Origin of the sequence: Pseudoalteromonas phenolica (assembly GCF_005886345.1) — a bacterium.
Taxonomy (GTDB): Bacteria; Pseudomonadota; Gammaproteobacteria; order Enterobacterales; family Alteromonadaceae; genus Pseudoalteromonas; species Pseudoalteromonas phenolica_A.
The window spans coordinates 59,167-83,755 of record NZ_PNEC01000002.1 but is presented as its reverse complement, the minus strand read 5'-3'; the positions used below and the strand labels follow the sequence as shown (position 1 = coordinate 83,755).

At 43.1% G+C, this 24,589-nt stretch carries 23 protein-coding genes; all 23 read left to right on the top strand.

What is annotated here, in order from left to right:
• Positions 1-12: 12 nt before the first annotated feature.
• The 23 genes from CWB72_RS01330 to CWB72_RS01220 all read left to right on the top strand — a co-directional run bounded on the left by CWB72_RS01330 (position 13) and on the right by CWB72_RS01220 (position 24,522).
• Positions 13-846, top strand: a complete 834-nt coding sequence (locus tag CWB72_RS01330) for a CheR family methyltransferase (protein WP_138569050.1) — start codon at positions 13-15, stop codon at positions 844-846.
• Between the two features lie 144 nt (positions 847-990).
• Entirely contained in the window at positions 991-1,401 is a 411-nt protein-coding gene (flgB, locus tag CWB72_RS01325; RefSeq protein WP_138569049.1) for a flagellar basal body rod protein FlgB, read from the top strand.
• Positions 1,402-1,403: 2 nt separating this feature from the next.
• Complete coding sequence (flgC, locus tag CWB72_RS01320) at positions 1,404-1,838, top strand: flagellar basal body rod protein FlgC (protein ID WP_130256149.1); 435 nt, start codon at positions 1,404-1,406, stop codon at positions 1,836-1,838.
• Between the two features lie 14 nt (positions 1,839-1,852).
• Complete coding sequence (locus CWB72_RS01315) at positions 1,853-2,536, top strand: flagellar hook assembly protein FlgD (RefSeq protein ID WP_138628671.1); 684 nt, start codon at positions 1,853-1,855, stop codon at positions 2,534-2,536.
• Between the two features lie 42 nt (positions 2,537-2,578).
• Positions 2,579-3,931 carry a flagellar hook protein FlgE gene (gene flgE, locus CWB72_RS01310; RefSeq protein WP_138628669.1) on the top strand — a complete coding sequence of 451 codons (1,353 nt, stop codon included), beginning with the start codon at positions 2,579-2,581 and terminating at the stop codon, positions 3,929-3,931.
• Between the two features lie 121 nt (positions 3,932-4,052).
• On the top strand, positions 4,053-4,817 hold the full coding sequence (locus CWB72_RS01305; RefSeq protein WP_138569046.1) for a flagellar basal body rod protein FlgF: 765 nt from the start codon (positions 4,053-4,055) through the stop codon (positions 4,815-4,817).
• Between the two features lie 17 nt (positions 4,818-4,834).
• A complete protein-coding gene (flgG, locus tag CWB72_RS01300; RefSeq protein WP_130256153.1) occupies positions 4,835-5,623 on the top strand; it encodes a flagellar basal-body rod protein FlgG in 789 nt (262 codons plus the stop codon).
• Between the two features lie 14 nt (positions 5,624-5,637).
• Entirely contained in the window at positions 5,638-6,321 is a 684-nt protein-coding gene (gene flgH, locus CWB72_RS01295) for a flagellar basal body L-ring protein FlgH (protein WP_058029158.1), read from the top strand.
• Between the two features lie 9 nt (positions 6,322-6,330).
• Positions 6,331-7,425: a flagellar basal body P-ring protein FlgI gene (locus CWB72_RS01290; RefSeq protein ID WP_138628667.1), complete on the top strand. Its 1,095-nt coding sequence runs from the start codon at positions 6,331-6,333 to the stop codon at positions 7,423-7,425.
• A gap of 102 nt (positions 7,426-7,527) precedes the next feature.
• A complete protein-coding gene (gene flgJ / locus CWB72_RS01285; protein WP_138628709.1) occupies positions 7,528-8,499 on the top strand; it encodes a flagellar assembly peptidoglycan hydrolase FlgJ in 972 nt (323 codons plus the stop codon).
• Between the two features lies 1 nt (position 8,500).
• Positions 8,501-10,507 carry a flagellar hook-associated protein FlgK gene (gene flgK, locus CWB72_RS01280; protein WP_138628665.1) on the top strand — a complete coding sequence of 669 codons (2,007 nt, stop codon included), beginning with the start codon at positions 8,501-8,503 and terminating at the stop codon, positions 10,505-10,507.
• A 6-nt stretch (positions 10,508-10,513) separates the two neighbouring features.
• On the top strand, positions 10,514-11,752 hold the full coding sequence (flgL, locus tag CWB72_RS01275) for a flagellar hook-associated protein FlgL (RefSeq protein ID WP_138628664.1): 1,239 nt from the start codon (positions 10,514-10,516) through the stop codon (positions 11,750-11,752).
• A gap of 317 nt (positions 11,753-12,069) precedes the next feature.
• A complete protein-coding gene (locus tag CWB72_RS01270) occupies positions 12,070-13,068 on the top strand; it encodes a flagellin (RefSeq protein WP_138628662.1) in 999 nt (332 codons plus the stop codon).
• 539 nt (positions 13,069-13,607) lie between these two features.
• Entirely contained in the window at positions 13,608-14,609 is a 1,002-nt protein-coding gene (locus CWB72_RS01265) for a flagellin (protein WP_138628660.1), read from the top strand.
• Between the two features lie 158 nt (positions 14,610-14,767).
• Entirely contained in the window at positions 14,768-15,766 is a 999-nt protein-coding gene (locus CWB72_RS01260) for a flagellin (RefSeq protein ID WP_138628658.1), read from the top strand.
• 77 nt (positions 15,767-15,843) lie between these two features.
• Entirely contained in the window at positions 15,844-16,275 is a 432-nt protein-coding gene (locus CWB72_RS01255; RefSeq protein ID WP_138628656.1) for a flagellar protein FlaG, read from the top strand.
• A gap of 23 nt (positions 16,276-16,298) precedes the next feature.
• Complete coding sequence (fliD, locus tag CWB72_RS01250) at positions 16,299-17,717, top strand: flagellar filament capping protein FliD (RefSeq protein ID WP_138628654.1); 1,419 nt, start codon at positions 16,299-16,301, stop codon at positions 17,715-17,717.
• Positions 17,718-17,732: 15 nt separating this feature from the next.
• Complete coding sequence (fliS, locus tag CWB72_RS01245; RefSeq protein ID WP_138628652.1) at positions 17,733-18,161, top strand: flagellar export chaperone FliS; 429 nt, start codon at positions 17,733-17,735, stop codon at positions 18,159-18,161.
• Positions 18,154-18,438, top strand: coding sequence for a hypothetical protein (locus CWB72_RS01240; protein WP_138628650.1), 285 nt, complete (start codon positions 18,154-18,156; stop codon positions 18,436-18,438). Before fliS ends, CWB72_RS01240 begins: the two co-directional genes overlap by 8 nt.
• An 85-nt stretch (positions 18,439-18,523) precedes the next feature.
• On the top strand, positions 18,524-20,632 hold the full coding sequence (locus CWB72_RS01235) for a motility associated factor glycosyltransferase family protein (RefSeq protein WP_138628648.1): 2,109 nt from the start codon (positions 18,524-18,526) through the stop codon (positions 20,630-20,632).
• Positions 20,633-21,820: a UDP-N-acetylglucosamine 4,6-dehydratase gene (locus CWB72_RS01230; RefSeq protein ID WP_138628646.1), complete on the top strand. Its 1,188-nt coding sequence runs from the start codon at positions 20,633-20,635 to the stop codon at positions 21,818-21,820.
• Between the two features lie 5 nt (positions 21,821-21,825).
• Positions 21,826-22,968, top strand: coding sequence for a LegC family aminotransferase (locus tag CWB72_RS01225; protein ID WP_138628707.1), 1,143 nt, complete (start codon positions 21,826-21,828; stop codon positions 22,966-22,968).
• Between the two features lie 207 nt (positions 22,969-23,175).
• Positions 23,176-24,522, top strand: a complete 1,347-nt coding sequence (locus CWB72_RS01220) for an NAD(P)-binding protein (protein WP_171037194.1) — start codon at positions 23,176-23,178, stop codon at positions 24,520-24,522.
• Positions 24,523-24,589: the final 67 nt, after the last annotated feature.

Sequence of the window (24,589 nt, the reverse complement as noted above, 5' to 3'; positions counted from 1 at the left end):
GGCGGTATTAACTTGGAAAATAAAAATCTTCAGCAAGGCGAATACGATCAGTTTAGAACATTTCTAGAGCAGCAATGTGGTATTGTGCTTGGAGATAATAAACTGTATTTAGTTAAAAGCCGTTTAGCGCCTTTAATGGCACGTTTTGGCGTAGATTCATTATCTGCTTTAGTTGCTAAAACACTTAGCCCACATGAGCGTCAATTAAGAGCAGCAGTTGTCGATGCAATGACAACTAATGAAACCTTGTGGTTTAGAGACACATATCCTTTTGAACTTTTGAAAAACAAGATTTACCCTGAGTTTAAAGACCTTCGACGTGGTATTAAAATTTGGTCAGCTGCAAGTTCTTCAGGACAAGAACCATATTCTATCGCCATGGCTACACAAGAGTATCAGTCACAAGCCCCTGGAGCGCTGAAAATGGGTGTTCAGATCGTTGGTACTGATATTTCTAATACCATGCTAGATATGTGCAAAAACGCTGAGTATGACTCTTTGGCTTTGGCTAGAGGGTTATCGGTTGAACGACGTCAAAAATTCTTTCAAGACAGTGGCAATGGCATGGCCAAGGTTGCCGATCCAATTAGACGTATGGTTAACTTTAGACATTTGAATTTACTCGACTCTTATTCTTTAATGGGTAAATTTGATGTCATTTTTTGCCGTAATGTACTTATTTACTTTTCACCTGAGATTAAAGCTAAAATCATCTCACAGTTTGCTCAAGCACTTAACCCGCAAGGTTATCTGTTTTTAGGAGCCTCAGAATCTATGGCTGGATTAAGTGATGAGTTTGAAATGATAAGGTGTAATCCGGGTATTATTTATCGTAAAAAAACTTAATTTTTAAAGCGGCAATATTCATTGCCGCTTTTTATTTCCACCATTCCCCTCTATTTTCTATTTCAACCCACTGATAATTAAAATATTATATTTTGGCACGATAACTGCTTTATCGAAGTAGAGTCAATTTTTTGGAGTCGTGTCATGGCAATTAGTTTTGATAAAGCATTGGGTGTACATCAGCATACTATGTTGATCCGTTCACAGCGTGCAGAAATGTTAGCAAGCAATATCGCTAACGCAGACACACCAGGATATAAAGCAAAAGATATCGACTTTGCCCAAGCATTCAAAGCGGCAACGTCATCTCAACAACGCGGCAATTCAATGCAAAGAACAGACAGTAAACATATGCATGGTGGTAGCCAATTAAATAGCAGTGTTGAACTATTTCGCAAACCAAATCAAGCGGATACGGGTGATGGTAACTCGGTTGATATACAGGTGGAACGAAACTTGTATGTACAAAACGCATTAGAGTATCAGGCAAGTTTGCAATTTTTAACCGGCAAGTTTAAAGGTTTGAAAAAAGCCTTAGGTAGTCAAGGAGCATAATTATGAGCTTATATAACGTTTTCGATATAGCTGGCTCAGGAATGAGTGCTCAAAATATTCGATTGAATACCACAGCCAGTAATATTTCAAATGCAAACAGTATTAGTTCAAGTCAAGACAAGGTGTATCGAGCGAGGCACCCAGTATTTGCCGCAGAACTAACAAAAGCGTCTGAGGCACAAAATCCGGGCCAGCTTAATGCATCGGTTGGGGTTAAAGTGCTAGGCATCGTTGAGAGTGATAAACCTTTACAGGTTGAGTACAACCCAAATCACCCAAGTGCTGATAAAGACGGGTACATCTATAAACCAAATGTGAATGTGGTAGAAGAAATGGCAAACATGATCTCCGCGTCACGTTCGTACCAAACCAATGTCCAAGTAGCTGATGCAGCGAAACAAATGCTCAGCAAAACTTTATTACTTGGTCAGCGCTAGTGGGAGTATAGCCGATGAGTAACGATATAAATTCCGTATCTTCACAATTGGATTCGTTACGTTGGTCTGAGCAAAATAAATCAGCACAAACAGAAAAGAAGAATGACGCTTTGACGCAGGAAGACTTCTTTTCATTGTTAACGCAGCAGTTGTCTTATCAAGATCCAAGTAAGCCTGCTGATAACGACCAGATGATTTCGCAGATGACTAATTTCACTATGGCAGAGGGGATCTCAGGTCTGAATGAGAAGTTCGATATGCTATCGAATTCAATGACATCCAATTCTGCACTACAAGCGTCTACTTTAGTCGGAAAAAAAGCGCTCTTAGAATCTGACACCATTGAATTTGGCGATGATCAACTCGCTAAAGGGTCCATTATTGCGACGAAGCCAGTAGAAAGCCTCACAATAAGTATTTTTGATGAAAGAGGACAACTTGTTCGTCAGATGGATATGGGGATGCAAAAAGCGGGTGGCATTAGATTTGAGTGGGACGGCAAAAATGGCGATGGCGAGGTTATGCCAGCAGGCAGTTACTCAATAAAAGCAGAAGGTCGTTCAAATGGTGAATACAGTAGCCTTCCAATGGCGACATTTAAAAATATTGACAGTGTGAACGTTAATGGTGCCAATGGCATTATTGTGAACACGAGCTCTGGTGCAGTGAAATTATCAGATGTGGCAGAGATTGCATAGATTTAAATACTTAAAATTGACTTAAGTGAAAGAGGTGAAAACATGAGTTTTAATATTGCTTTAACTGGCTTAGCTGCGGCACAAAAAGACTTAGATGTGACAGCAAATAACATTGCTAACGTGAACACTACAGGCTTTAAAGAGTCGCGTGCAGAATTTGCGGATGTATATGCATCTTCGGTATTTAGTTCTGGTGCCACTAAAAACGGTGATGGCGTTCAAACAACTATGGTTGCGCAGCAGTTTCATCAGGGCTCATTAAAATTTACCAATAATTCTCTTGACTTAGCGATAACAGGTGACGGTTATTTTGCGTTGAGCGAGGATATAGCATCACAGGATTATTCTTATTCACGTGCTGGTGCGTTTAAGTTAAACAAAGATAACTTTGTTACAGACGCTAAGGGAAATTATCTACAAGGTTTCCCTGTTGATGCCTCAACAGGCACCACCACTTCATTGAGTTTGAGTACAGCTTCTCCGATACAGATCCCTGATGCTTCAGGATCACCTAGGTTTACTTCAAACGTATATTCATCAATGAATTTGGATGCACGCGGTTCTCAACCAACAACAGCCCCATTTTCTCCAACAGACAGCGCGAGTTATAATTCATCAACCTCTACCACAATTTATGATTCATTGGGTGAACCACATGTGTTTCAGCTGTTTTTTGTAAAAACAGCAACCGCAAATACTTGGGAGGTATATGGCACATTGGATGAGAAACCTTTTAATTTGAATGGTCAAGAAGCAGGAGGAACAACGGGGGTTGCTCACACTCCGCTAGATACGCTCGATTTTACTGCAACAGGTTTACCTAATGTGGCTCCACCTGCCGTGACGTTCCCTGACTTTCAAATCACTGGTCCTAATGGTGGTGGTGGTGTAGGCTTATCTAATCTTCTTTTAAATGGTGCACAATTTCCAAGCGACATCACGATGAACTGGAGTGATTCAGCCAATACTTCTGCTAAGGTACCTACTCAGTATGCAAGTCGATTTGAAGTCAAAGCATTGGAGCAAGATGGTGCAACAGTGGGCCGACTGGCTGGCATTGATATTGGTACAGATGGAAAAGTGGTGGCATCATATTCTAATGGTGATACTTCATTCTTAGGGCAAGTAGCGATGGTACGTTTCTCAAATTCGCAGGGCTTATCGCAAGTTGGTGGTACCGCATGGAAGAAAAGTTTAACATCTGGTGAACCAATACCGGGCGAACCGGGTTCTGGCACTTTAGGAACCATAAATTCGTCAGCACTTGAACAATCAAATGTGAATTTAACCAATGAGCTGGTGGACTTGATCAGCGCACAAAGAAACTTCCAAGCTAACTCTCGTGCCCTTGAAGTGAACTCAACACTTCAGCAAAATATTTTGCAGATACGATAATTTTAAACACCTCTTTCGTAAGGCCGCAATTGCGGCCTTTCTTTTCTTTATTCCACGTCAAAATTAGGTTGGCATCTTTATTGCTTTATTAGGTTTAAGATTAATTTTTAGGCCAAATGTAATGGATAAAATGCTGTATATCGCAATGTCTGGCGCCAAACAAAGTTTGCGTGGCGTGGCATTAAAAGCGAATAACCTAGCCAATGCCAATACCACAGGCTTTAAAGCTGACTTTGCACAAGCGCGTTCAATGCAAGCGTTTGGTGAAGGATTACCGACTCGTGTTTTCGCTATGCAAGAGCGACCGGGCACCAATATGACCATGGGGGCTGTTGTAGAGACTGGCCGTGATTTAGATATTGCGGTTGATCAAAAGTCTTGGATCAGTGTCTTGGATGTATCTGGTAAGGAAGCATATACCAAAGTGGGTACTTTAAACATAAAAACGGACGGTTCTTTGGTGACGAGTCATGGACGTCAAGTTATTGGCGAAGGTGGACCAATTATTTTACCAATCCCGGTTGATAAAGTGGTATTCAGTGATGATGGTTCTATCCAAGTACGACCACAAGGCGCTCCTGCTAATTTTTTAGAAGTTGTCGATAGATTGAAAATCATCGAAGCCGACAATAGCAAGTTACAAAAAGGTAACGACGGATTATTTAGACCTAAAGAAGACGCATTAGAAGATGGCTTTTGCGGCTTCTGTGATATATCGCCCACAGCCAGAGTAATGGGCGGTATGTTAGAAATGTCTAATGTAAACCCAGTGCACGAAATGACCGATATGATCAATCACCAACGCCAGTTTGAAATGCAAATGAAGTTAATGAAAAAAGCAGAAGAGATGGATGAAAAGCATGTCACTCTTCTTCGTATTGTTTGATGAGTGAGGTATAAGTTATGAACCCAGCATTATGGATCAGTAAAACGGGCTTAGATGCTCAGCAAACTGATATTTCGGTTATTTCGAATAACCTTGCCAACGCCAGTACCGTTGGCTACAAAAAGAGCCGCGCGATCTTTGAAGATTTACTATATCAAAACATTAATCAGCCAGGTGGTCGCTCTTCACAGGATACTGAACTACCGTCAGGTTTAATGCTAGGTGCCGGTTCTAAGGTGGTTGCAAACCAAAAGAACTTTTCACAGGGTAATATGCAGAGCACTGAAAACTCACTGGATTGGATGATCCAAGGTCCAGGTTTCTTTGAAATTCAAATGCCGGACGGTACGGTTGCGTATTCTCGAAACGGTCAGTTCACCACAGACGAAAATGGCCGGATCGTAACATCTGGGGCCGGTTTCCCGATCCAACCAGAAATGAATGTGCCTGACGATGCCAAGTCAATCAGCATCTCACAAGATGGTGAAGTGTCAGTTACTGTTGCAGGACAAGCTGAAAATGTGGTGATTGGTCAGTTGGTGATCAGTGACTTTATTAACCCATCAGGTCTTGAGCCGATTGGCCAAAACCTTTACACAGAAACGGCAGTCAGTGGTGCGCCTGTTCAGGGTAACCCAAGCGTTGACGGTCTTGGTTCTATTGTTCAAGGTGCATTAGAAACGTCTAACGTAAATGTAACCGAAGAGTTGGTTAATTTGATCGAAACTCAACGTGTTTATGAAATGAACTCAAAAGTCATCTCAAAAGTAGATGAAATGCTGAGTTACATCAACCAACAATTATAATTCTGGAGGTTAATATGCGTATTGTAGGTTTAATCATTTTAGGCTCATTATTTTTAACTGGGTGTGTGTCTACACAAAACAAAAACGTCGTGAAAGACGATCCTTACTATGCGCCTATTTATCCAGAGCAACAAGCGGAGCAAATTGTAGCAACAGGCTCTCTTTTTAACCCAAATTTATCAAATGATTTATATGGTGATAAAAAGGCATTACGTGTTGGCGATATTTTGACAGTCGTACTTCGTGAAACAACGTCTGCAACAAAAGCAGCCAATACAACTACAGGAAAGTCAACTGCAGCATCGTTAGACCCAGTAGTTGGACTTGGTGGAGCAAACGTTAATATTGGCAGTCAAAGCTTACAGTTTGGGATGAACTCCAGTAACTCTTTTTCAGGCGACAGCCAAGCAAACCAATCTAATAGTTTATTCGGTAATATATCGGTTAATGTGATGCGAGTTCTACCGAATGGTAACTTAGTTGTTCGGGGAGAAAAGTGGTTAACTCTTAATACGGGTGAAGAGTTTATGCGAATAGAGGGGATTATTCGTGCCGCGGATGTTAAATCAGATAATACGGTTGAGTCGAATCGTATTGCCAATGCGCGTATTCAATACTCAGGTAAAGGTGATGGTCAAGAAGCACAAAGTGCGGGTTGGCTGGCGAAGTTTTTCTTAAGCACTTTAATGCCATTCTAAGGAATTATTATGAAGTTATTTAAAGTTATTTTAGCAACATGTGTGCTCGTACTGAGTCAAGCTGTGCATGCTGAACGCATTAAAGATGTGAGTATGGTTGAAGGTGTGCGCTCTAACCAATTAGTGGGTTATGGCCTAGTAGTTGGCCTGCCTGGAACGGGTGAGCAATCACGTTTTACTGAGCAAAGCTTTAAAGCCATGTTAAATGGCTTTGGGATCACATTACCTGATAGTCTAAAACCAAAGATTAAGAATGTTGCAGCGGTTGCTGTACATGCAGATTTACCTCCTTTTGTGAAACCAGGACAAAATATTGACATCACAGTATCTTCAATAGGTAGTGCGGGAAGTTTACGTGGTGGTACGTTATTACAAACCTTCTTGAAGGGCGTTGATGGTAATGTATATGCTATAGCACAAGGGAGCTTAATTGTCGGTGGTCTGGGCGCAGAAGGACTTGATGGAAGTCGAGTCGTTATTAATACACCAACGGTAGGTCGAGTACCGAACGGTGCAACAGTAGAACGTGCCGTAGCAAGCCCGTTTACACAAGGTGATTTTATTACTTTCAATTTGAACCGCCCTGATTTTACAACAGCAAAACGCTTAGCAGATACCATCAATGGCTTAGTGGGCCCTAACAGTGCAAAGCCAATGGATGCCGCTTCGGTAAGGGTTATTGCACCGCGTGACCCTTCTCAGCGTGTTGCCTATTTAGCCACGTTAGAAAACCTTGAATTCAAACCAGCCGATACCTCAGCGAAAATCATTGTGAACTCACGAACAGGTACCATAGTGATAGGTAAAAATGTGAAACTTCAACCTGCAGCAATTACCCATGGTGGTTTAACAGTGACCATTGCAGAAGACCAAGTGGTTTCGCAACCTCAGTCTTTGGCGAATGGCGAAACGGTTGTTACGCGCCAGAGTATTGTCGATGTTGATCAAGACGACTCCAGAGCCTTTGTATTTAACCCAGGTGTAAACCTAGATGATTTAGTTAGAGCGATTAATGAAGTAGGCGCAGCACCGGGAGATTTAATGGCTATTTTAGAAGCGCTAAAAGAGGCAGGTGCAATTAATGGTCAATTAGTCGTCATATAATGTGTCTCTTATAATCAGTTAGTTAGCCTCGCAAATGCGAGGCTTTTTTTGGCTCGATTATTGCTTTGTTAGCATATGAGTAATTTAGTGTAATTGATGAATATGAATACCAACCCGTTAGAAAAGCAAAACTTCTTTGATTTAGGTGATCTAAATGCACTTAGACAAGATGCGTTGAAAAGCGGTGGCGATCAACAAGCATCAAATGAAGCACTAAAAAAAGCAGCAGAGCATTTTGAATCTATCTTCACACAAATGCTGATGAAGAGTATGCGTCAAGCTAATGAAGCCATGGAAGATAAAAACAGCCCGTTTAATTCAAGCGGGGTAAAGTTCTTTCAGGAAATGCACGACCAACAATTATCACTCGAATTATCTAAAAAAGGTAGCTTGGGTCTTGCCGATCTGATTGTTAAACAGCTTTCACCTAATGTGGATGGGTATAAGCCCTCAACCGTTTTAAGAAACGATGCTCAACTGCCAATGCAAAAGCCATCTTCAGAGTCACAGCCTGAGTTTATTCGCCGTCAGCCTGAGCCTGTTCAAAAAGCCGAAAAATCAGTGGAGCAGCCTTATTTCGATTCTCCTGAATCCTTTATCAGTTCAATGTGGGAACACGCTAAAACAGCGGCTCAAAAAATAGGCTTGAACCCAGCCGTTATGATAGCTCAAGCAGCCCTTGAAACAGGCTGGGGGAAACATGTGATCCCTAAACAGGATGGCGGTAGCAGTTTTAATTTATTCAATATTAAAGCGGATAGATCTTGGCAAGGAGAGCATGCCAAAAAAATGACATTAGAGTTTGAGCAGGGACTGCCCGTTAAGAAGCAAGCAAACTTTAGAGCTTATGATTCTATAAAAGAAAGTATTAATGACTATGTTGATTTTTTACAGAGTAACCCTCGTTATAGCAAAGCGCTCAATAATGTAGATAAGCCAGAACAATATTTAGATGACCTTCAAAAAGCTGGCTACGCTACCGATCCTAATTATGCACAAAAAATAAAAAATGTCTTACAGCGTGGAGAATTTAAACAAATGTTAACGTCGCTAGTACGTCAAGGAGTTAACTAAGATGTCATTTAATCTAATGAATATTGGTACTGCTGGGATCAGGGCTAATACTGAATTATTGCAGACTACAAGTAGGAACATATCTAATTTAAACACGAAAGGATATATTCGTGAAAGAACCGAACACAGCACGATGGTGGGGAATCAAGTTGGCCGCGGCGAGACTGTGCGATTACTCAATGAATTTGCTCAAAAACAATTGAATCGTGATATTTCAAACAAAACTTATTATGAGCAATTTGTTACAGAGTCATCGCGTGTTGATACATTATTTGGCGAAGAATCCAATAGTCTTAACAACAGTATTAATTCATTATTCAATAACCTTCAAGAGGCAATGAATCTTCCTTCATCTACAGTGACTCGTTCTTTATTCTTGACTGATGCGCAAAACTTGGTTGACCAAATGGACCGTCTTTCGGGCATTGTGTTTGACCAAAATAACATCGTTAATGAACAGCTTCATATAATGGCTAATGAGGCTAATAATCTGATTCAAAAAATCAGTAACTTAAATGACAAAGTTGTTGGAGCCCAAATGCAAACTGGCGAAGCAACTAGTAATTCGGTCATAAACGAACGAGACGAAGCGATCAAAGAGTTGGCCGAATTGGTTGATATTGAAACGCTAGATGGGCCAAATAATGAAAAACTCGTCTTTCTAGGATCAGGCCAGTCACTTGTCATGGTCAATGGTACATTCAATACATTTGACATGGATGGTGATCCAGACCCAAATATAAAACAGTTAAAGTTGGATACTCCTGATGGTAGGGCTGTTGAATTAGATATTGATATCAGCACCCTTAAAGGCAAAATGGGAGGCTTGTTAGCTTTTAGAGATGAAATCTTATCCCCAGCTCAAAATCAATTAGGCCAAATTGGATTAGCATTAGCTGATGCATTTAATGAACAAAATAAAAAAGGTATGGACCTAGACGGAAATATTGGTGGTGATATATTCTCGATCCCCACTGTAGGGGGCTATGCTTATGCCGATAATACAGGCTCTGCTTCTGTTAATGCCACGCTTGAAGCGGGCAAAGGTGCTGAGATACCCCCTACTGATTTTAGAGTTACTTTTACTAGTGCAACCACGGTTGAAATAGCAGCTGTTGATAGCAAGGGTAATATAATTGGCACACCATCAACGGCTAATGTCACAGCAGGCGTAATTGACTCAAGCACAATCACGAGCGGAGAGTCATTTGGTCTTGAAATGAACGTTTCTGGCACAGCAAACACAGGGGATAGCTTCTTGGTTAAGCTCAACTCAACAGCTGCTTCTACTATGGAGTTGGCAACTGAAAGACCCGAAAGTTTGGCACTAGCATCACCAATAAGAACTATCACAGAAGCAAATAATACAAGTAATGCAACAATTTCAGTAGGCTCTGTAACAAATACTGGTACGGGTAGTAATTTTACAGCCACACCGCCTAGTCTGACTCAGGGATCAATAACGATTACTAAAACAGCTACTGCCAATGAATATCAGATTGTTGATGGTAATGGTACAAATACTTTTACAATCACTCCGCCAGCTGAAAATATTCTGGCACAAGCAGGTGCTCCATATAGTAGTTATGGTTTCGACTTTAATATTGAAGGAGCGCCAGCTGTTGGGGATGTTTTTACTGTAGAGTTTAATACAGGCGGATTTGATGATAACCGTAATGGGCTTGAGTTGGCTAAATTACCTTCACAAGAATTGGTTCGACAAAATGTTGTTACAACTGCTACGGCAGATAATTTAAAGACTTTCAATGAAGCGTATGCCGGGTTAGTAACAGAAATTGGTGTAATAGCAAATCAAGCAAAAACGAATGGCGCTGCTTTTGAGGCTTTAGCAGAACAATCTGAGGCATGGTTTGAATCAATGTCTGGCGTAAACCTTGACGAAGAGGCAGCCAATTTATTGCGTTTCCAACAGTCTTATTCAGCCTCAGCTCAAATTATAACAACAGCTAGAACTGTTTTCGATACCCTTTTAAGTGCGACGAGGTAATTAACTATGCGTTTATCTCATAATATGATTTATAAGAACAACCTAAACTCAATCTTGAATAACCAGCAGGAAGTTAACAAAGCACAGGAGCAAGTAACTACCCAAAAGCGTGTCTTAAGTGCTTCGGATGACCCTTCTGCGATGGCTCGTGCATTGTTATATGGTGACAAGATCCAGACTAACGAACAGTACACCAAAAATCTAACGATGCTAAAAAGTCGATTAGATACTCAAGAAGGGGTATTAGAGAATATAAAAGACTCTTTAACGCGTGCGCATGTGTTAACAGTTCAAGCGGGTAACGGTGCATTAACCAAACCAGATAGAGCAGCACTTTCAGAAGAGTTAAGTGCAATTAAAACAGCTGTCCTTGATTTAATGAATGCAAAGAGTGAAGACGGTCGTTATATTTTTTCTGGATATCAAGATAATACTAAAACTTTTTCTTATGACAGTACCAATGGTCGTTATGCGTATAACGGCGATCAGGGCCAACACAAAATAAAGGTTGCAGAAGGGGTCGAGATAAAGTCGAGTGATAACGGCTTCGATGTATTTGAGAGTGTAGAGCAAAGATTGAATGTGGTATCAAATACAGGTTTAACAGTGACAGGCGGCATTTCAAGCGCGTCAGTGTATGTTAAAGAACAAGGACCATTTGATCAGTTTCATAAGGCCAATTATAACCCTGATCCAACAGCACCTGCTGGTTCAAATACGTTTACATTAGATATGACTGCTGGTACGCCGAATACTTTCACTTTAAGGCAAGGTGCAACTGTTATAGATACTGGTAATTTTTCGCAAGCGAATATTCAAGTGGCAGGTATGGAGTTTAGTATGGATTCAGTTGCGACCGGAACTGTAGAGTTTGATTTGGCACCGCCGCAGAAAGACAATGTTCTGAATACTTTGGATAATCTTATTACAACACTGAATAATGGTACTATAAATGATGATGACTATAGGCAAGCTCTTGCTGATGCAATGATTGGGATTGAAAATTCGAAAAATTTAGTGTCACAAACTCAGTCGGGTTTAGGTGGAAGGTTAAATACAGCCACAAGAATAACAGAAGCAAATAATGACCTAGATATAAATAACAAATTAGCAAAAGCTGAACTTATAGAGTTAGATATGGCTGAAGCAATCACAGAGTTAACAAAACATGAAACAGCCTTACAAGCTTCACAAGCAACATTTGGTCGCTTAACTAATCTATCTTTACTAGAATATATAAGGTAACGAACTATTGTAAAAAAAGCCGCCTTAAAGGGCGGCTTTTTATTATCCTGTAAACAAGAAGGTGAAAAATAGATTACTAATGATTATAGTTTTTTCATTTTGATATTTATATTTAGCCATTATAAAAAGCCTAAAACAACAAAAAATAATAATAAATATATACTTTACAAAAGGTTAAATGTTTTTTTTAAAAAGAGCTAAAGGATTTTTTTTGCCGCCCGATAACTTAATTAACCAAGCCGGAGAGTAAAAATGAATCGAAGGCTTTAAGACATAAGTTTGAGAGTAAATATTAAGTTTACACTAGGAGAAAGATCATGGCACTTTATGTAAATACAAACGCTAGTTCATTGAACGCACAGAGACAATTAAATAATTCTGGTAATGCACTAGATGTATCATTCAAGCGTTTATCATCTGGTTTTCGTATTAATAGTGCAGCTGACGATGCTGCAGGTCTACAAATTTCTGACCGTTTGACTTCACAAATCAATGGCCTTAACCAAGGTAACCGCAATGCAAACGACGGTATTTCACTTGCGCAAACCGCTGAGGGAGCGATGGAAGAAGTTACTTCGATGTTCCAACGTGTAAGAACACTATCTCAACAGGCTGCTAATGGCTCTAATACGGATGAAGATCGCCTAGCAATCCAAGAAGAGATCCGTTCATTGATGAGTGAGGTGAATCGGGTTGCCTCTGATACAACTTTCGGTGGACAGAATTTGCTTGATGGTACTTATGAAGCAAGCTTCCAGGTTGGTGCAGACGCAGTACAGACTATCGGCTTCACTATGAAAGAAGTAGGCGGTACAGCGGCGGGTAACTCACTGACTGCTAACGGCGGATTTACACTGTCGGGTATCGCAGGTGCGGCTTCGACCGTAGTTGGTAAAGCATTGCACGGTGCACCATCGGTAGGTATTATCGGCACAGCGCAACAAGCGACGCTGTCTGCGTTAGATTCAGCTTATACTGCATCAAATACGTTTGCTTCGGTATTCACTGAAACAGGTATCAGTGTATCGAGCCAAGTAGGTGCACAGCAAGTTATGGCAGGTATGGACGCGCTGATTGCGGTTGTTGACAAAAAGCGTGCTGAGCTAGGTGCGGTACAAAACCGCTTCCAGTCAACCATTCGTAATCAGTCGAATATTTCTGAAAACCTGTCTGCTGCGAAATCTCGGATTAAAGACACTGATTTCGCACAGGAAACAGCAAATCTGACCAAAATGCAGATTCTGCAACAAGCAAGCCAGACCATTCTTAGTCAGGCTAACCAGCGTCCACAGGCTGCACTAAGTCTTCTGGGATAATAGGTAAGGAAAATGGCGTCTGAGCCCGAAGGGGTAATTGACTCAGACACCGTATTGGACGATAAAGCGGAGGAGCTTAAATCCAATAGCGTTCATATGAATATGAACTCGTTTTATAAATGCATAGTTCATGCCAAGTCTATGTACAAAAAATTGACTCACTCTCAATCTTAATAAGCCACCGCATTGCGGTGGCTTTTTTCCTTTTACACCGATGCAATAAATTCTACGGATGTTGTTAGCACAAAACTGACGCTTAGTCTGCATGTATTAATGTCGACTAACTATCCGCAGGCGCCACTGCGTTTTCTCAGGTCTACATTTAGGTTAGCGGTTGACTCGGACAACTTGGTAACTCAGGGCCATAAAATGATAGGTATGACATATTGGCACGCTACCTGCTTATTTATCGACATATACAATTTTGCGTCAAAGTGGCAACTGATTGCCCCGTAAAGGTAGTCTAATGCTGATATGCCGCTTTGTCATTGTAGTGTCTAAGTCACTTAGACCAATTTGACAAGTTAAGAGAGTGAATTATGGCTTTATTTGTAAATACTAATGTGAGTTCATTAAATGCGCAACGACAGCTGATGAATTCTGGTAATGATTTGGATACGTCTTTCAAACGTTTGTCCTCTGGTTTAAGGATCAACAGTGCGGCTGATGATGCGGCAGGGTTACAGATCTCTGATCGATTACAGTCGCAGATCCTGGGTCTGAATCAAGGCAATCGAAATGCCAATGATGGTATTTCACTGGCGCAAACCGCAGAAGGTGCTATGGAAGAAATTACCTCTATGTTCCAGCGAGTCAGAACTTTGGCACAACAGGCGGCAAATGGTTCGAATACAGATGAAGACCGCCTTGCTATTCAAGAAGAGATCCGTCAGCTTTCCTCTGAAGTAAACCGTATAGCCAGCGATACCACTTTTGGTGGTCAGAACCTGTTAGATGGTACCTATGAAGCTAGCTTCCAGGTTGGGGCTGACGCAGTTCAAACCATTGGCTTCACGATGAAAGAGGTGGGTGGAACGGCAGCTGGCAATTCTATTAGTGCAAACGGTGGCTTTACGCTGTCAGGGATTGCCGGTGCGGCATCTACGGTTGGCGGCAAAGCGCTGCATGGCGCGCCCTCAGTTGGTATCATCGGGACTGCTCAGCAGGCCACGTTGTCAACACTAAACTCAGCCTATACCGCATCAGATACCTTTGCTAGTGTATTTACCGAGACCGGGATCAGTGTATCCAGTCAGGTTGGCGCGCAGCTGGTACTGGCGGGAATAGATGCAATGATAGCCGTGGTAGATAAAAAACGTGCCGAGTTGGGTGCGGTACAGAACCGTTTCCAGTCGACCATTCGAAACCAGGCTAACATCTCAGAAAACCTGAATGCTGCGAAATCTCGAATTAAAGATGCTGACTTTGCTCTAGAAACCGCAAAACTGACAAAAAATCAGATCTTGCAACAGGCAAGTCAGACAATTCTTGGCCAGGCAAATCAGCGGCCGCAGGCTGCATTGAGCTTGCTGCAAGGATAATTTCGACTTTATTAAAATTTTTTAGAAAAAAGCTAAAGTTTCTGCTTGTCAGGTCGATAGCCGAATTAGAGAACTAAGTTTAGAGCTCTAAATTGGTACTTGGGCAGGGTAGGGGTATCCCGCTCTCGTGCTATCACATAGATAAAGCGGAGGCTATTATGGCTTTATACGTTAATACCAACGTAATGTCCCTGAATGCTCAGCGTCAGCTGATGAATTCAGGGAACTCTCTGGATACATCTTTCAAAAGGTTATCCTCGGGTTTCAGAATTAACAGCGCATCTGATGATGCGGCTGGTATGCAGATATCAAACCGTTTGACAAGCCAGGTAAATGGTCTGGACCAAGGCATTCGAAATGCCAATGACGGCATTTCACTGGCGCAAACTGCAGAGGGGGCGCTGGATGAAATGACTTCGATGTTCCAGCGTGTCAGAACTTTGTCGCAACAAGCAGCTAATGGTTCCAACACAGATGAAGACCGTCTGGCACTGCAAGAAGAAATTCGTTCTCTAGTAGGCGAAGTTAACCGAGTGGCGACAGACACTACTTTTGGTGGTCAAAACTTGCTGGATGGCACCTATCAGGCAAGCTTCCAGGTTGGTGCTGATGCAGCTCAAACGATTGCGTTTAGTATGGAAGAGGTAGGCGGAACGGCGGCGGGAAATTCATTGACTGCAAACGGTGGCTTTACACTGTCAGGAATTGCCGGTGCAGCCTCTACAGTCACAGGTAAAGCGTTGCATGGTGCGCCATCTGTGGGGGTTATTGGCACTGCGCAACAAGCTACTTTGTCAGCGTTGGATTCGGCATATACTGCATCTGATACATACGCATCAGTCTTTACTGAAACAGGAATAAGTGTATCGACTCAGGTTGGTGCACAGCTTGTGATGGCAGGGATGGATGCGCTTATTGCTGTGGTTGACAAAAAGCGTGCCGAATTAGGCGCTGTGCAAAATCGTTTTCAATCGACTATCCGAAATCAATCGAACATCTCAGAGAACCTGAGCGCAGCACGTTCGCGTATTAAGGATACTGACTTTGCACAAGAAACTGCTAACCTAACTAAAATGCAGATCTTGCAACAGGCAAGTACTTCGATTCTGAGTCAGGCAAATCAACGTCCTCAGGTGGCTTTATCGCTATTGGGATAAGCTGATGGGCCAAGTCCAGACTCTCGTCAGACTTGGCCTATATTTAAGTAAGTTAGGTTTTAAGAGAGGTTTTTCGTATGAACGATCTAGCTTTATTACAGCAAAATGGTAACTTCTCTTCTGCTTCTCGCAAGGAACTGATTAATAGCTCGGAAGGTCTCCAGTTAAAAGACTCTCCGAGCCCCGTCGAACACGCAAATAAAATAGAAGCGCAAGAACAGAAACAAACGAGCGTCAACCAGCAGTTGGCCGAAGCGCAACAATTACAAAGTGTTGACGTTAAAGCCAGTTTGGATAAGTTAAATGAAATTATTCCTGTCACTTCAACAAACTTATCATTTGAGTTTGACGAATCGGGAGACCCTCCTTTTATACGGGTTATTGACAAAGACAGTGATGAGGTGATCCGCGAGATCCCCTCTGAAGATATCAGGGAAATTGCTAAAGCTCTGGATGACTTTGCCGATACCATAAAGGGTAAAGGGTTGATTTTTGATCACACTGCTTAATAAGCAGGAACTGGAGTATAGTTATGCCACTTATTACATCAGCAGGTATTGGTTCAGGCCTTGATCTGGAAAGCATTATTAGTGCGACCGTCAGCGCCGAAAGAAACCCAAAACTGCAGCGATTGCTGGAAAAAGAAGACTCTTTGAAAGTCGAACTTTCGTCTATCGGTGAAGTGAAGTCGGCGTTATCTAAATTACAAGATACTTTCGAAAAGCTGGCTGATATGGATAACTTTGGCAAGCGTACAGCCAACATTACTCAACCTAGTGGTGGGGACTTAATTTCAGCAACACCTTCATCCAGTACTTCTACCGGTTCATTTAAGATAGAGGTACAGCAGCTTGCACAGGGAAGTCGCGCCGTATCGGGCGATGGCCTGTTTACTTCTGCTGATGATGTTGTTTCTGCATCAGGTGGCACACTGACCTTTGAAGCTGGGGCTGATAAGTCGTTTACTTTGGATGTCACTGCAGACATGACCTTGTCTGAGCTGCGTGATGCTATCAATGATGCCGATACAAATTTTGGTGTGACTGCCAATATTGTTAATACTGGTATAGTTGGTGTAGGAAGTAAGTTGGTGCTCACGTCGAATATTACTGGCGCTGGTAATGACCTTAAAGTTACAAACGACAATGCCGAGCTGGATAATGTGTCTACCGATGCCAATGGCGGTGGTGCTGGTAGCGGTGGTATGGCCATCGACCCGGCTAATGATGCTGCACAGGATGCCATTATTGTTGTAGATGGTATTACAATCAACAACAGCTCAAATACATTCAAAGATGCAGTAGAAGATTTGACGATTAAGGCGGTGCGCGAGAGTGAGGCAGGGGAAACAGCCAAACTTAACGTAGATGTTGACCGTGAAAGTGTTAACAAGTTAGTGGATGAGTTAATCACTAATTACAACAATTTGATCGGCCAGATTGGTTTGCAAACGCGTATAGGTAAACCGCTCAATGGTGATGCCAGTATGCGCTCATTGAGCGCGCAACTGATTAATACATTAGGGGGAACCCTCACTGATGCAGGCCCATTTGAAACGATATTTGATATGGGGATCGGTGTAAAGAAAGATGGTTATCTGGAAAAATCGTCACTGGTGCGGAGCCTTAATGAAGCTATGGATGAAAACTTCGACGATATTGGCAAGGCTTTTGCAGGTGATAATGGTATCGCAAAGCAGATGGAGTCTTTGCTCGAGGAGTATGTCAAGCCAAAGGGGTTGTTGAAAGAAAGAGAAAACAACCTTAATGAGCAGATAAAAGACATTGATGCAGACAAAATCGACTTAAATGAAAAAATGGGTGAGCTAGAAGCAGGATTGAGGAAAAAGTACGCTGGGTTGGATGTGTTGCTTGCGCAAATGCAACAAACTCAGACTTACTTGGGTTCTCAGCTGGCCAGTCTACCAGGCTTTACCAGTTCTAAATCGTAAATAGAGAGTGTTGCCATGTATAATGCAAAAGTAAGAAATTATCAAAAAGAGGCGCTAAAAACGCGCGTAGCAGGTGCTGATCGCTACGAAATTATTCAAATGCTGATGGCAGGAGCACTAGAAAAAATGGTGCTTGGTAAAGTTGCGATTGAGAAAATGGATTTTGAAGCAAAAGCTGAACATATCTCGAAAGCGTCAGCTATCATCGAGGCCCTACGAGCGTCTTTGGACTTCGAAGTTGGTGGTGAAGTGACAGAAAACCTGTATGCACTGTATAGCTACATGCTGGATCGCCTGGTAGATGCGACCATGAAAAACGATGCATCGATTGTCGATGAGGTGTCGGGTTTGCTTAAAGAAATTAAATCGGCGTGGGATGCCATTCCCGTTGATGTCCGCATGGAAACACTGAATCAGCAGTCCAGCGAGTCAAGCTATGGTTGATATTGATGGCTTGTTTGTAAAGCTAGACGATGCAACAAAAGCCATTGAACAAGAAGAATATGGCAAGGCTCAGGAAGGAGTTGTGGAAATTTCTGAGCTTTTGCATGCTATTGAGCAGCATCAATGGGTTGAGCACCAGGAAAAGATGGTGCGTTTTGAACAAGCCTTTCGCACTGTGCTGACTCAAGTTGCAAGAGCGAAAGAGCAGATCAAGGATCAGTTAGTTACTTTTCGGCGCAACACTGGAAAGTTGAAAGCCTACAGGGCCAACCTTTAGAAAAAATTTGTTTTCTATCATTTAGTTGGCATTTTACTTGCTGGCATGTATGCTAATTTAAGTAAGTAATAGACAGGCTCATAACATGACCTCAGACGTTAACCTCGATCTTCAACAAATGTTGGAGGCTGCAGAAGAGAAGTTGCTCGCGACACAACAGCAAAAAGAGCGTGAGCAAATCTTTGCCGAACAAGCTAATCCCCGTTTCGAACGCAATCTCGCTGCATTTCGTAAATATTACCCAGAAATTGCCAACAGTATAGAGCGCTTTCAGACCCGCGAAGATTTTTGTATCCATGTCACGCAGTCCGGTCACGGTAACTTCTTGCCAAATGGCAAAGATGTGCCCTTGTATGGTGACGATCCCGTTGCTCAGGCAAAAGAGCAAGTCGCACATTATACTGAGCATGCTAACTTTGGCAGGACAGATTACTTTGAGGCAACGCCCTGGCAAAGCACAGACAAACGTGTTCATGTACGTTATATGGTCAAACTGGTTGAAATACTCTCCAGTATCAAGCGCACCGGTGGCAAGCGGCTAGATTCATTACCCGAGGTATTTCCCAGCGCCATAGTGTTTGGCATAGGGCTAGGGTATCACATTACTGAGCTGTTGCAGCGTCATAAATTTGACTATCTTTTTATTTGTGAGCCAGACCTTGAACTCTTTTTTGCCAGTCTATTTTGCATTGACTGGGATGAAATCATTACCACCATTGATGAGCAAGGTGGGTGTTTATTTTTGCATCTGGGTATAGATTATCAGGATTTTTTCAACGAAATTTTTAAAGTCGCTGAAGATATTGGTATTTTCTCTATCATTAACAGCTTTTGTTATCAGCATTATCCGTCTGATGAAATCACCAACCTGATTAAAGCCTTTTTCGATAATTATTATCAGCTTCATCAAGGTTTTGGGTTCTATAATGATGCAATCACCGGTCTTGCACACGCTGTGCTCAATGCGGAGCAGGGCGCGAGCTTCTTATTTCCACGTTTTAAAGGAAAGAAGCTGGCTCAGCAAATTCCGGTATTTGTCGTCGGCAATGGTCCGTCACTAGATGAATCCATTGAACTTCTCAGGGCACACCAGGATGATGCGATTATCATTGCGGGTGGCACCGCGTTTCAAAGTCTGATGAAAGCGGGCATTAAACCCGATTTTCATGTACTGGTAGAACGTACCCAGGCAACCTACGATGTCTTACTGCATATTGAGCCTGAAGAGGGGTATGGAGACACCAATTTATTGGCTGTCGATGTCATGCATCCCGATGTTCCTAAGCTTTATAAATGGACTGGGATCGGCCTTAAAGGGCCCGAAGCGGCTTCGGCATTTTTAACTATGGAAACGCTTAAACGCTATGGACTAAGCGTGACCTCGTTGCCTGCATGTGGTCCTCTGGTTTCAAACACAGCAGCGGCCTATGCCGTATCCATGGGTTTTGAAGATATCTATTTGATTGGTGTTGACAATGGCTATACGCAAAAAGGCAGCACGCACTCTAAACTCAGTATCTACAATGATGAACAGCTGAAATCCAGTTTTAAACCAATGGCTGGTGCAACCATTAAACTGGAGGGTAACTTTGGTGATGATGTGCTGGCAACACCCTTATTGGCGCTATCCAAAGCAATGTTAGACAGACTGGCCCACAGCGCGCCCGGTAGTCGTATTTATAATGTTGGAGAAGGTGCCAAGATCCGTGATGCTATTCCACTGCGTGAAGAGCAAGTTTTAATCGCTAAGTCTTCTTTGGATAAACATCAGACTGTTGAAGCACTTAAGCAAGCACACTTTCAGCCAATCGACTTGCAGGATGCAGAGAAAAGCATGGCAATTGAAGAGTATCAACAGCTGTGTGATTACCTCATTGAAATAGGTGAGCGTCCGTTCGCAACAAGAGAAGAAGCCAATGAGCTGCTTAAAGCACAACAAAGAGTGGTGTATGCTTATCGCAAATCTGTACACCCTCACTTCTTTCACTTGATAAAAGGCACCTTGCTGTATTTCCACTGTCCGTTGATGACTATGATGTACTTTTTTGAAAACGAAAAAGAAACCATGGTGCACTTTAAACGCGGCTTTGCAATCTGGTTAGAGTTCCTCAAAGAAATCAGAGAGGATTTTGCCCTGAACTGGCATACCAAGTGTGATTTCACCTTGCCTAAGTACCGTAACGAAGACAGATAAATGGATACTCTACACCTGATTGGCCGCTCCAGCGGCCTGCTTGACGAAGATATATCGACACATCGCGAATCGCTCAGTAACTTGGTTCGCCAGTCAAGATTTTTAGTACTGGGCGGAGCTGGCACAATTGGTCAGGCGGTTAGCAAAGAAATATTTAAACGCCAGCCGAAGCTGCTACATGTTATTGATATTAGCGAAAACAACTTAGTGGAATTAGTGCGTGATATTCGCTCTTCCTTAGGATATATCGAGGGCGAATTTAAAACCTTCACATTGGATATTGGTTCACTAGAGTTTGCAGCGTTTCTCTCTGCACAGTCAGATTACGATTATGTACTGAATCTCTCTGCATTAAAACATGTACGTAGCGAGAAAGACCCTTTCACCCTCATGAGAATGATAGAGACCAATATCTTTAACTCGCAGAAGACCCATGCGCAGGCCATTCAAAAGAATGCGAAAAAGTATTTCAGCGTCTCTACCGATAAAGCAGCTAATCCAGTGAATATGATGGGGGCGAGTAAGCGGATTATGGAGCTGTTTTTGATGCGTGGCAGCGCGAAACTGCCTGTGTCGATGGCGCGTTTTGCCAATGTGGCTTTCAGTGACGGCTCCTTATTACATGGGTTTGACATGCGACTCAAGAAGCGTCAGCCGATCGTCGCACCTAAAGACATCATGCGTTACTTTATAACGCCGGAAGAATCGGGCCAGTTGTGCTTGTTATCTTGCTTGCTGGGCCACAACCTAGATATCTTTTTCCCAAAACTAAGGGATGAGCTACACCTGCAAACCTTTTCTGATATTGCCCAGCGCTATCTGGCATATTATGACTACGAGCCTTACCAGTGTGACTCAGAGGAGCAAGCTAGAGCGCTGATGTCAGAGTTACCAAAGGCGGGCAAGTGGCCATGCTTATTCAGTGAATCAAATACCTCTGGGGAGAAACCCCAGGAAGAATTTTTCACTGAGCAGGAAACCCTGGACTTAGCGCGCTTCACTAATCTTGGCGTGATAAAGCAACAAGCTTCCTTTGATGAGGCGCAATTAGATGCTTTTGCAACTGCAGTCAGCGATCTGCGACAATCTGGACGATGGACAAAAGCGCAGTTGGTCACATTATTTGAACAATTATTGCCAGAATTTGCCCATCTGGAATTAGGGCGCTCACTGGAAGAGAAAATGTAATGTCGATTTCAAAAGAGCTGATAGCGCACATCCGCGCATACTATGAAACCAATGGTGTGATACCTCTGCATCAACCGACGTTTGACCATTTCGAAAAACACAAGGTAATGCAGACGATTGAATCAAGCTTTGTTTCCAGTGTAGGGCAGTATGTCGATGCGTTTGAGCGGCAGCTTGCAGACTATTGTGGCGCCAGGCAGGCTATTGCGACGGTTAATGGTAGTGCTGCGCTGCATACCGCGCTTTATATGGCAGGTGTGCAACCAGGCGATCTGGTGATTACTCAGGCGCTCACCTTTGTGGCGACCTGTAACGTGATCCACCATCTGCAAGCTTCACCGTTATTTATAGACGTTAATCGTACCAGCCTGGGCTTATGCCCAGAGGCCATGGCAGACTATTTAACCCAGCATGCATTTTTGGATAGCGACGGTCACTGTCGACATCGAAAGACGAAACAGATCATTCGAGCTGTGGTGCCAATGCATACCTTTGGTCACCCCGTTCAGCTTAATGAGCTGGCGGCGCTGTGTGAACAGTGGAACCTGGTACTGGTTGAAGACGCTGCAGAGAGCCTCGGCTCATGGTATAAAGGCCAACATACAGGCACCTTTGGTTGCCTTGCGGCGCTGAGTTTTAATGGCAACAAAATCATCACCACAGGTGGAGGCGGCGCTTTATTGTGTAATAGTGGTGAGCTGGGGAGCCGCGCTAAGCACCTGACGACGACTGCGAAGGTACCTCACCCATATGAGTATTATCACGATGAACCCGGATTCAACTTTCGGATGCCTAACCTCAATGCGGCGTTAGGATGTGCGCAACTTAGCAAGTTGGATGCATTTCTAGCACAAAAAAGAGCATTGGCTGCGCGCTATGAAGCTTTTTTCCATGCGACTGATTATGAGTTTGTTACAGAGCCAAGCTATGCGCGCTCCAATTACTGGCTAAATGCTGTTATTTGTCCGTCCAGTGAAGAAAAAGAGGCTTTATTACGCTCGACCAACGCAGAGAAAGTATTAACTCGGCCAGTATGGCAATTAATGAATCGGTTGCCTATGTATCAAGGTTCATTAAGTGGTCCATTGACGGTGAGTGAGTGGTTGAGCGATCGCCTGGTTAACTTACCGAGCACGCCGGTATTGTAGAGCCGCTGCGTTTGGAAAACGACTGTTTAAGTCAATTGTTATTCACAAGTCTTTGACAGGTATCAAGTTGCTTAAATATGACTTAAATTCTAATGGACTGGTTAAGATCATTACGAAAGGCTGTGAACAGTGATTTAAGGATTGGCTTGTGAAATGCACACCTTTGACATGACTTAGATGTGCTGTATTGCGACGTTAGGTGAACAGATGAAAGATAGTTACGACGATATTGTAGTAGGGGCTGGCATTGCCGGTATTGTGGCGGGTCTGGTAAAAGCGCAGCATGGGCGTAAGGTACTGCTAGTCGACAATGCGACTGAGGCTGGTGGCCTGATGCGCTCGTTCCAAACCCCACAAGGGCATACATTTGACTATGGCACCCACTTATTGTGTGAATTGGGTGATGAAGCGCTGGACGACTTACTGTTTGCAGAAGTAAGAGACGGCGCGTGGATAGAATTTGATGGACTCCAGTGCGGACATTTTGTGCATGGTCAGCTAGGGGAGATATCTCCTGTTGTCGATGCCGCAGTGTTACCAGAAGCCGATTATTTTCGGGGCCTTTATGAACTAACTGAAGCCACAGCGTCGTGCAAAGCGCACTATGCCAGCCTAGCTGAGCAGTTGCATTGCCAGTTTGGCAAAACAATCAGTGAACAACTCATGATCCCCGCTGCAGAAAAGCTATTCTTCCAGTGCGCCAGTCATTTGACCGCTGATTCACATCTGTTATTCGGGCTGGCGCGAGTGCAGGGGTACAGTGCGCAAGCAGTACGAATGCTGAAACAGTTACCCTTGCTGGATGAGGTATTGGCATTTCGTTCTTTTCACGAGGGCAAAACGGGCCAGGCGCGGTTTTACCCCGAGTCAGGCGGAGTTGGTGCCTGGGTTGATATTCTGTTGGATAAGTTTGTTTCTATGGGTGGTACTTTGTCTTTGGGAACTCAGATCTCAGACATTGAGTATCAGGAAGGGAAGATCTCCGCTTTGACCATTGGCGATCAACGTGTTGCCACACAGCTCGTGACCTGGACTGTCCCCTTGTTTAGTTTACTCAAGTTGCTACCTGTCACACTAAGCAAACCGGCCGAACCATTATTGTTTTTAGACTCTTATCTGATCCACCTGATAGTTGACCACCCTCCATCGACGGCAATGCATTATTATTGCAATTATGATCCGCAATATAGTCATTTCAGGACGACGCTGTATTCAAATATGCAGGGTCATGGAGATGCTAATGGCTTCAGGGCAACGGTTGAGTTGTTCAGAGCTGCGGGCTCGTCTCAGTCGGCACCGGATGAACAGGCGATCTTAGATGAACTTAAGGCCTGCGGCGTTTTTCCATCGGATAGCAAATTACGTTTTGCCACCTCAGATTTTATTCCAAACAGCTTTCCTGTCCCGACACATGCATTCCGTGCGCTGCAAAAAGAGCAACTGGAGACAGTCAAGGCGACGGTGAGCAACATTCAGCTTTTTGGGAAAGCGCGTGGCGACATCTTTTTTATGAACGACGTGATCCTGGATGTTTATAAGCATGCCCAGAGATAAAGACAAGATGCTGTCAGGCGTGAATAGTCGCGGTTTGCTTAATTCACGCCTGATTCGGTTTGCATTT

Coding starts and splice junctions, on each gene's coding strand:
- CWB72_RS01270 (WP_138628662.1), top strand. CDS start 12,070: ATGGCACTTTATGTAAATACAAACGCTAGTTCATTGAACGCACAGAGA.
- CWB72_RS01315 (WP_138628671.1), top strand. CDS start 1,853: ATGAGTAACGATATAAATTCCGTATCTTCACAATTGGATTCGTTACGT.
- CWB72_RS01260 (WP_138628658.1), top strand. CDS start 14,768: ATGGCTTTATACGTTAATACCAACGTAATGTCCCTGAATGCTCAGCGT.
- CWB72_RS01235 (WP_138628648.1), top strand. CDS start 18,524: ATGACCTCAGACGTTAACCTCGATCTTCAACAAATGTTGGAGGCTGCA.
- flgB (WP_138569049.1), top strand. CDS start 991: ATGGCAATTAGTTTTGATAAAGCATTGGGTGTACATCAGCATACTATG.
- flgL (WP_138628664.1), top strand. CDS start 10,514: ATGCGTTTATCTCATAATATGATTTATAAGAACAACCTAAACTCAATC.
- CWB72_RS01305 (WP_138569046.1), top strand. CDS start 4,053: ATGGATAAAATGCTGTATATCGCAATGTCTGGCGCCAAACAAAGTTTG.
- fliD (WP_138628654.1), top strand. CDS start 16,299: ATGCCACTTATTACATCAGCAGGTATTGGTTCAGGCCTTGATCTGGAA.
- flgH (WP_058029158.1), top strand. CDS start 5,638: ATGCGTATTGTAGGTTTAATCATTTTAGGCTCATTATTTTTAACTGGG.
- flgG (WP_130256153.1), top strand. CDS start 4,835: ATGAACCCAGCATTATGGATCAGTAAAACGGGCTTAGATGCTCAGCAA.
- CWB72_RS01240 (WP_138628650.1), top strand. CDS start 18,154: ATGGTTGATATTGATGGCTTGTTTGTAAAGCTAGACGATGCAACAAAA.
- flgC (WP_130256149.1), top strand. CDS start 1,404: ATGAGCTTATATAACGTTTTCGATATAGCTGGCTCAGGAATGAGTGCT.
- CWB72_RS01255 (WP_138628656.1), top strand. CDS start 15,844: ATGAACGATCTAGCTTTATTACAGCAAAATGGTAACTTCTCTTCTGCT.
- CWB72_RS01220 (WP_171037194.1), top strand. CDS start 23,176: ATGAAAGATAGTTACGACGATATTGTAGTAGGGGCTGGCATTGCCGGT.
- flgJ (WP_138628709.1), top strand. CDS start 7,528: ATGAATACCAACCCGTTAGAAAAGCAAAACTTCTTTGATTTAGGTGAT.
- flgE (WP_138628669.1), top strand. CDS start 2,579: ATGAGTTTTAATATTGCTTTAACTGGCTTAGCTGCGGCACAAAAAGAC.
- flgK (WP_138628665.1), top strand. CDS start 8,501: ATGTCATTTAATCTAATGAATATTGGTACTGCTGGGATCAGGGCTAAT.
- fliS (WP_138628652.1), top strand. CDS start 17,733: ATGTATAATGCAAAAGTAAGAAATTATCAAAAAGAGGCGCTAAAAACG.
- CWB72_RS01230 (WP_138628646.1), top strand. CDS start 20,633: ATGGATACTCTACACCTGATTGGCCGCTCCAGCGGCCTGCTTGACGAA.
- CWB72_RS01265 (WP_138628660.1), top strand. CDS start 13,608: ATGGCTTTATTTGTAAATACTAATGTGAGTTCATTAAATGCGCAACGA.
- CWB72_RS01290 (WP_138628667.1), top strand. CDS start 6,331: ATGAAGTTATTTAAAGTTATTTTAGCAACATGTGTGCTCGTACTGAGT.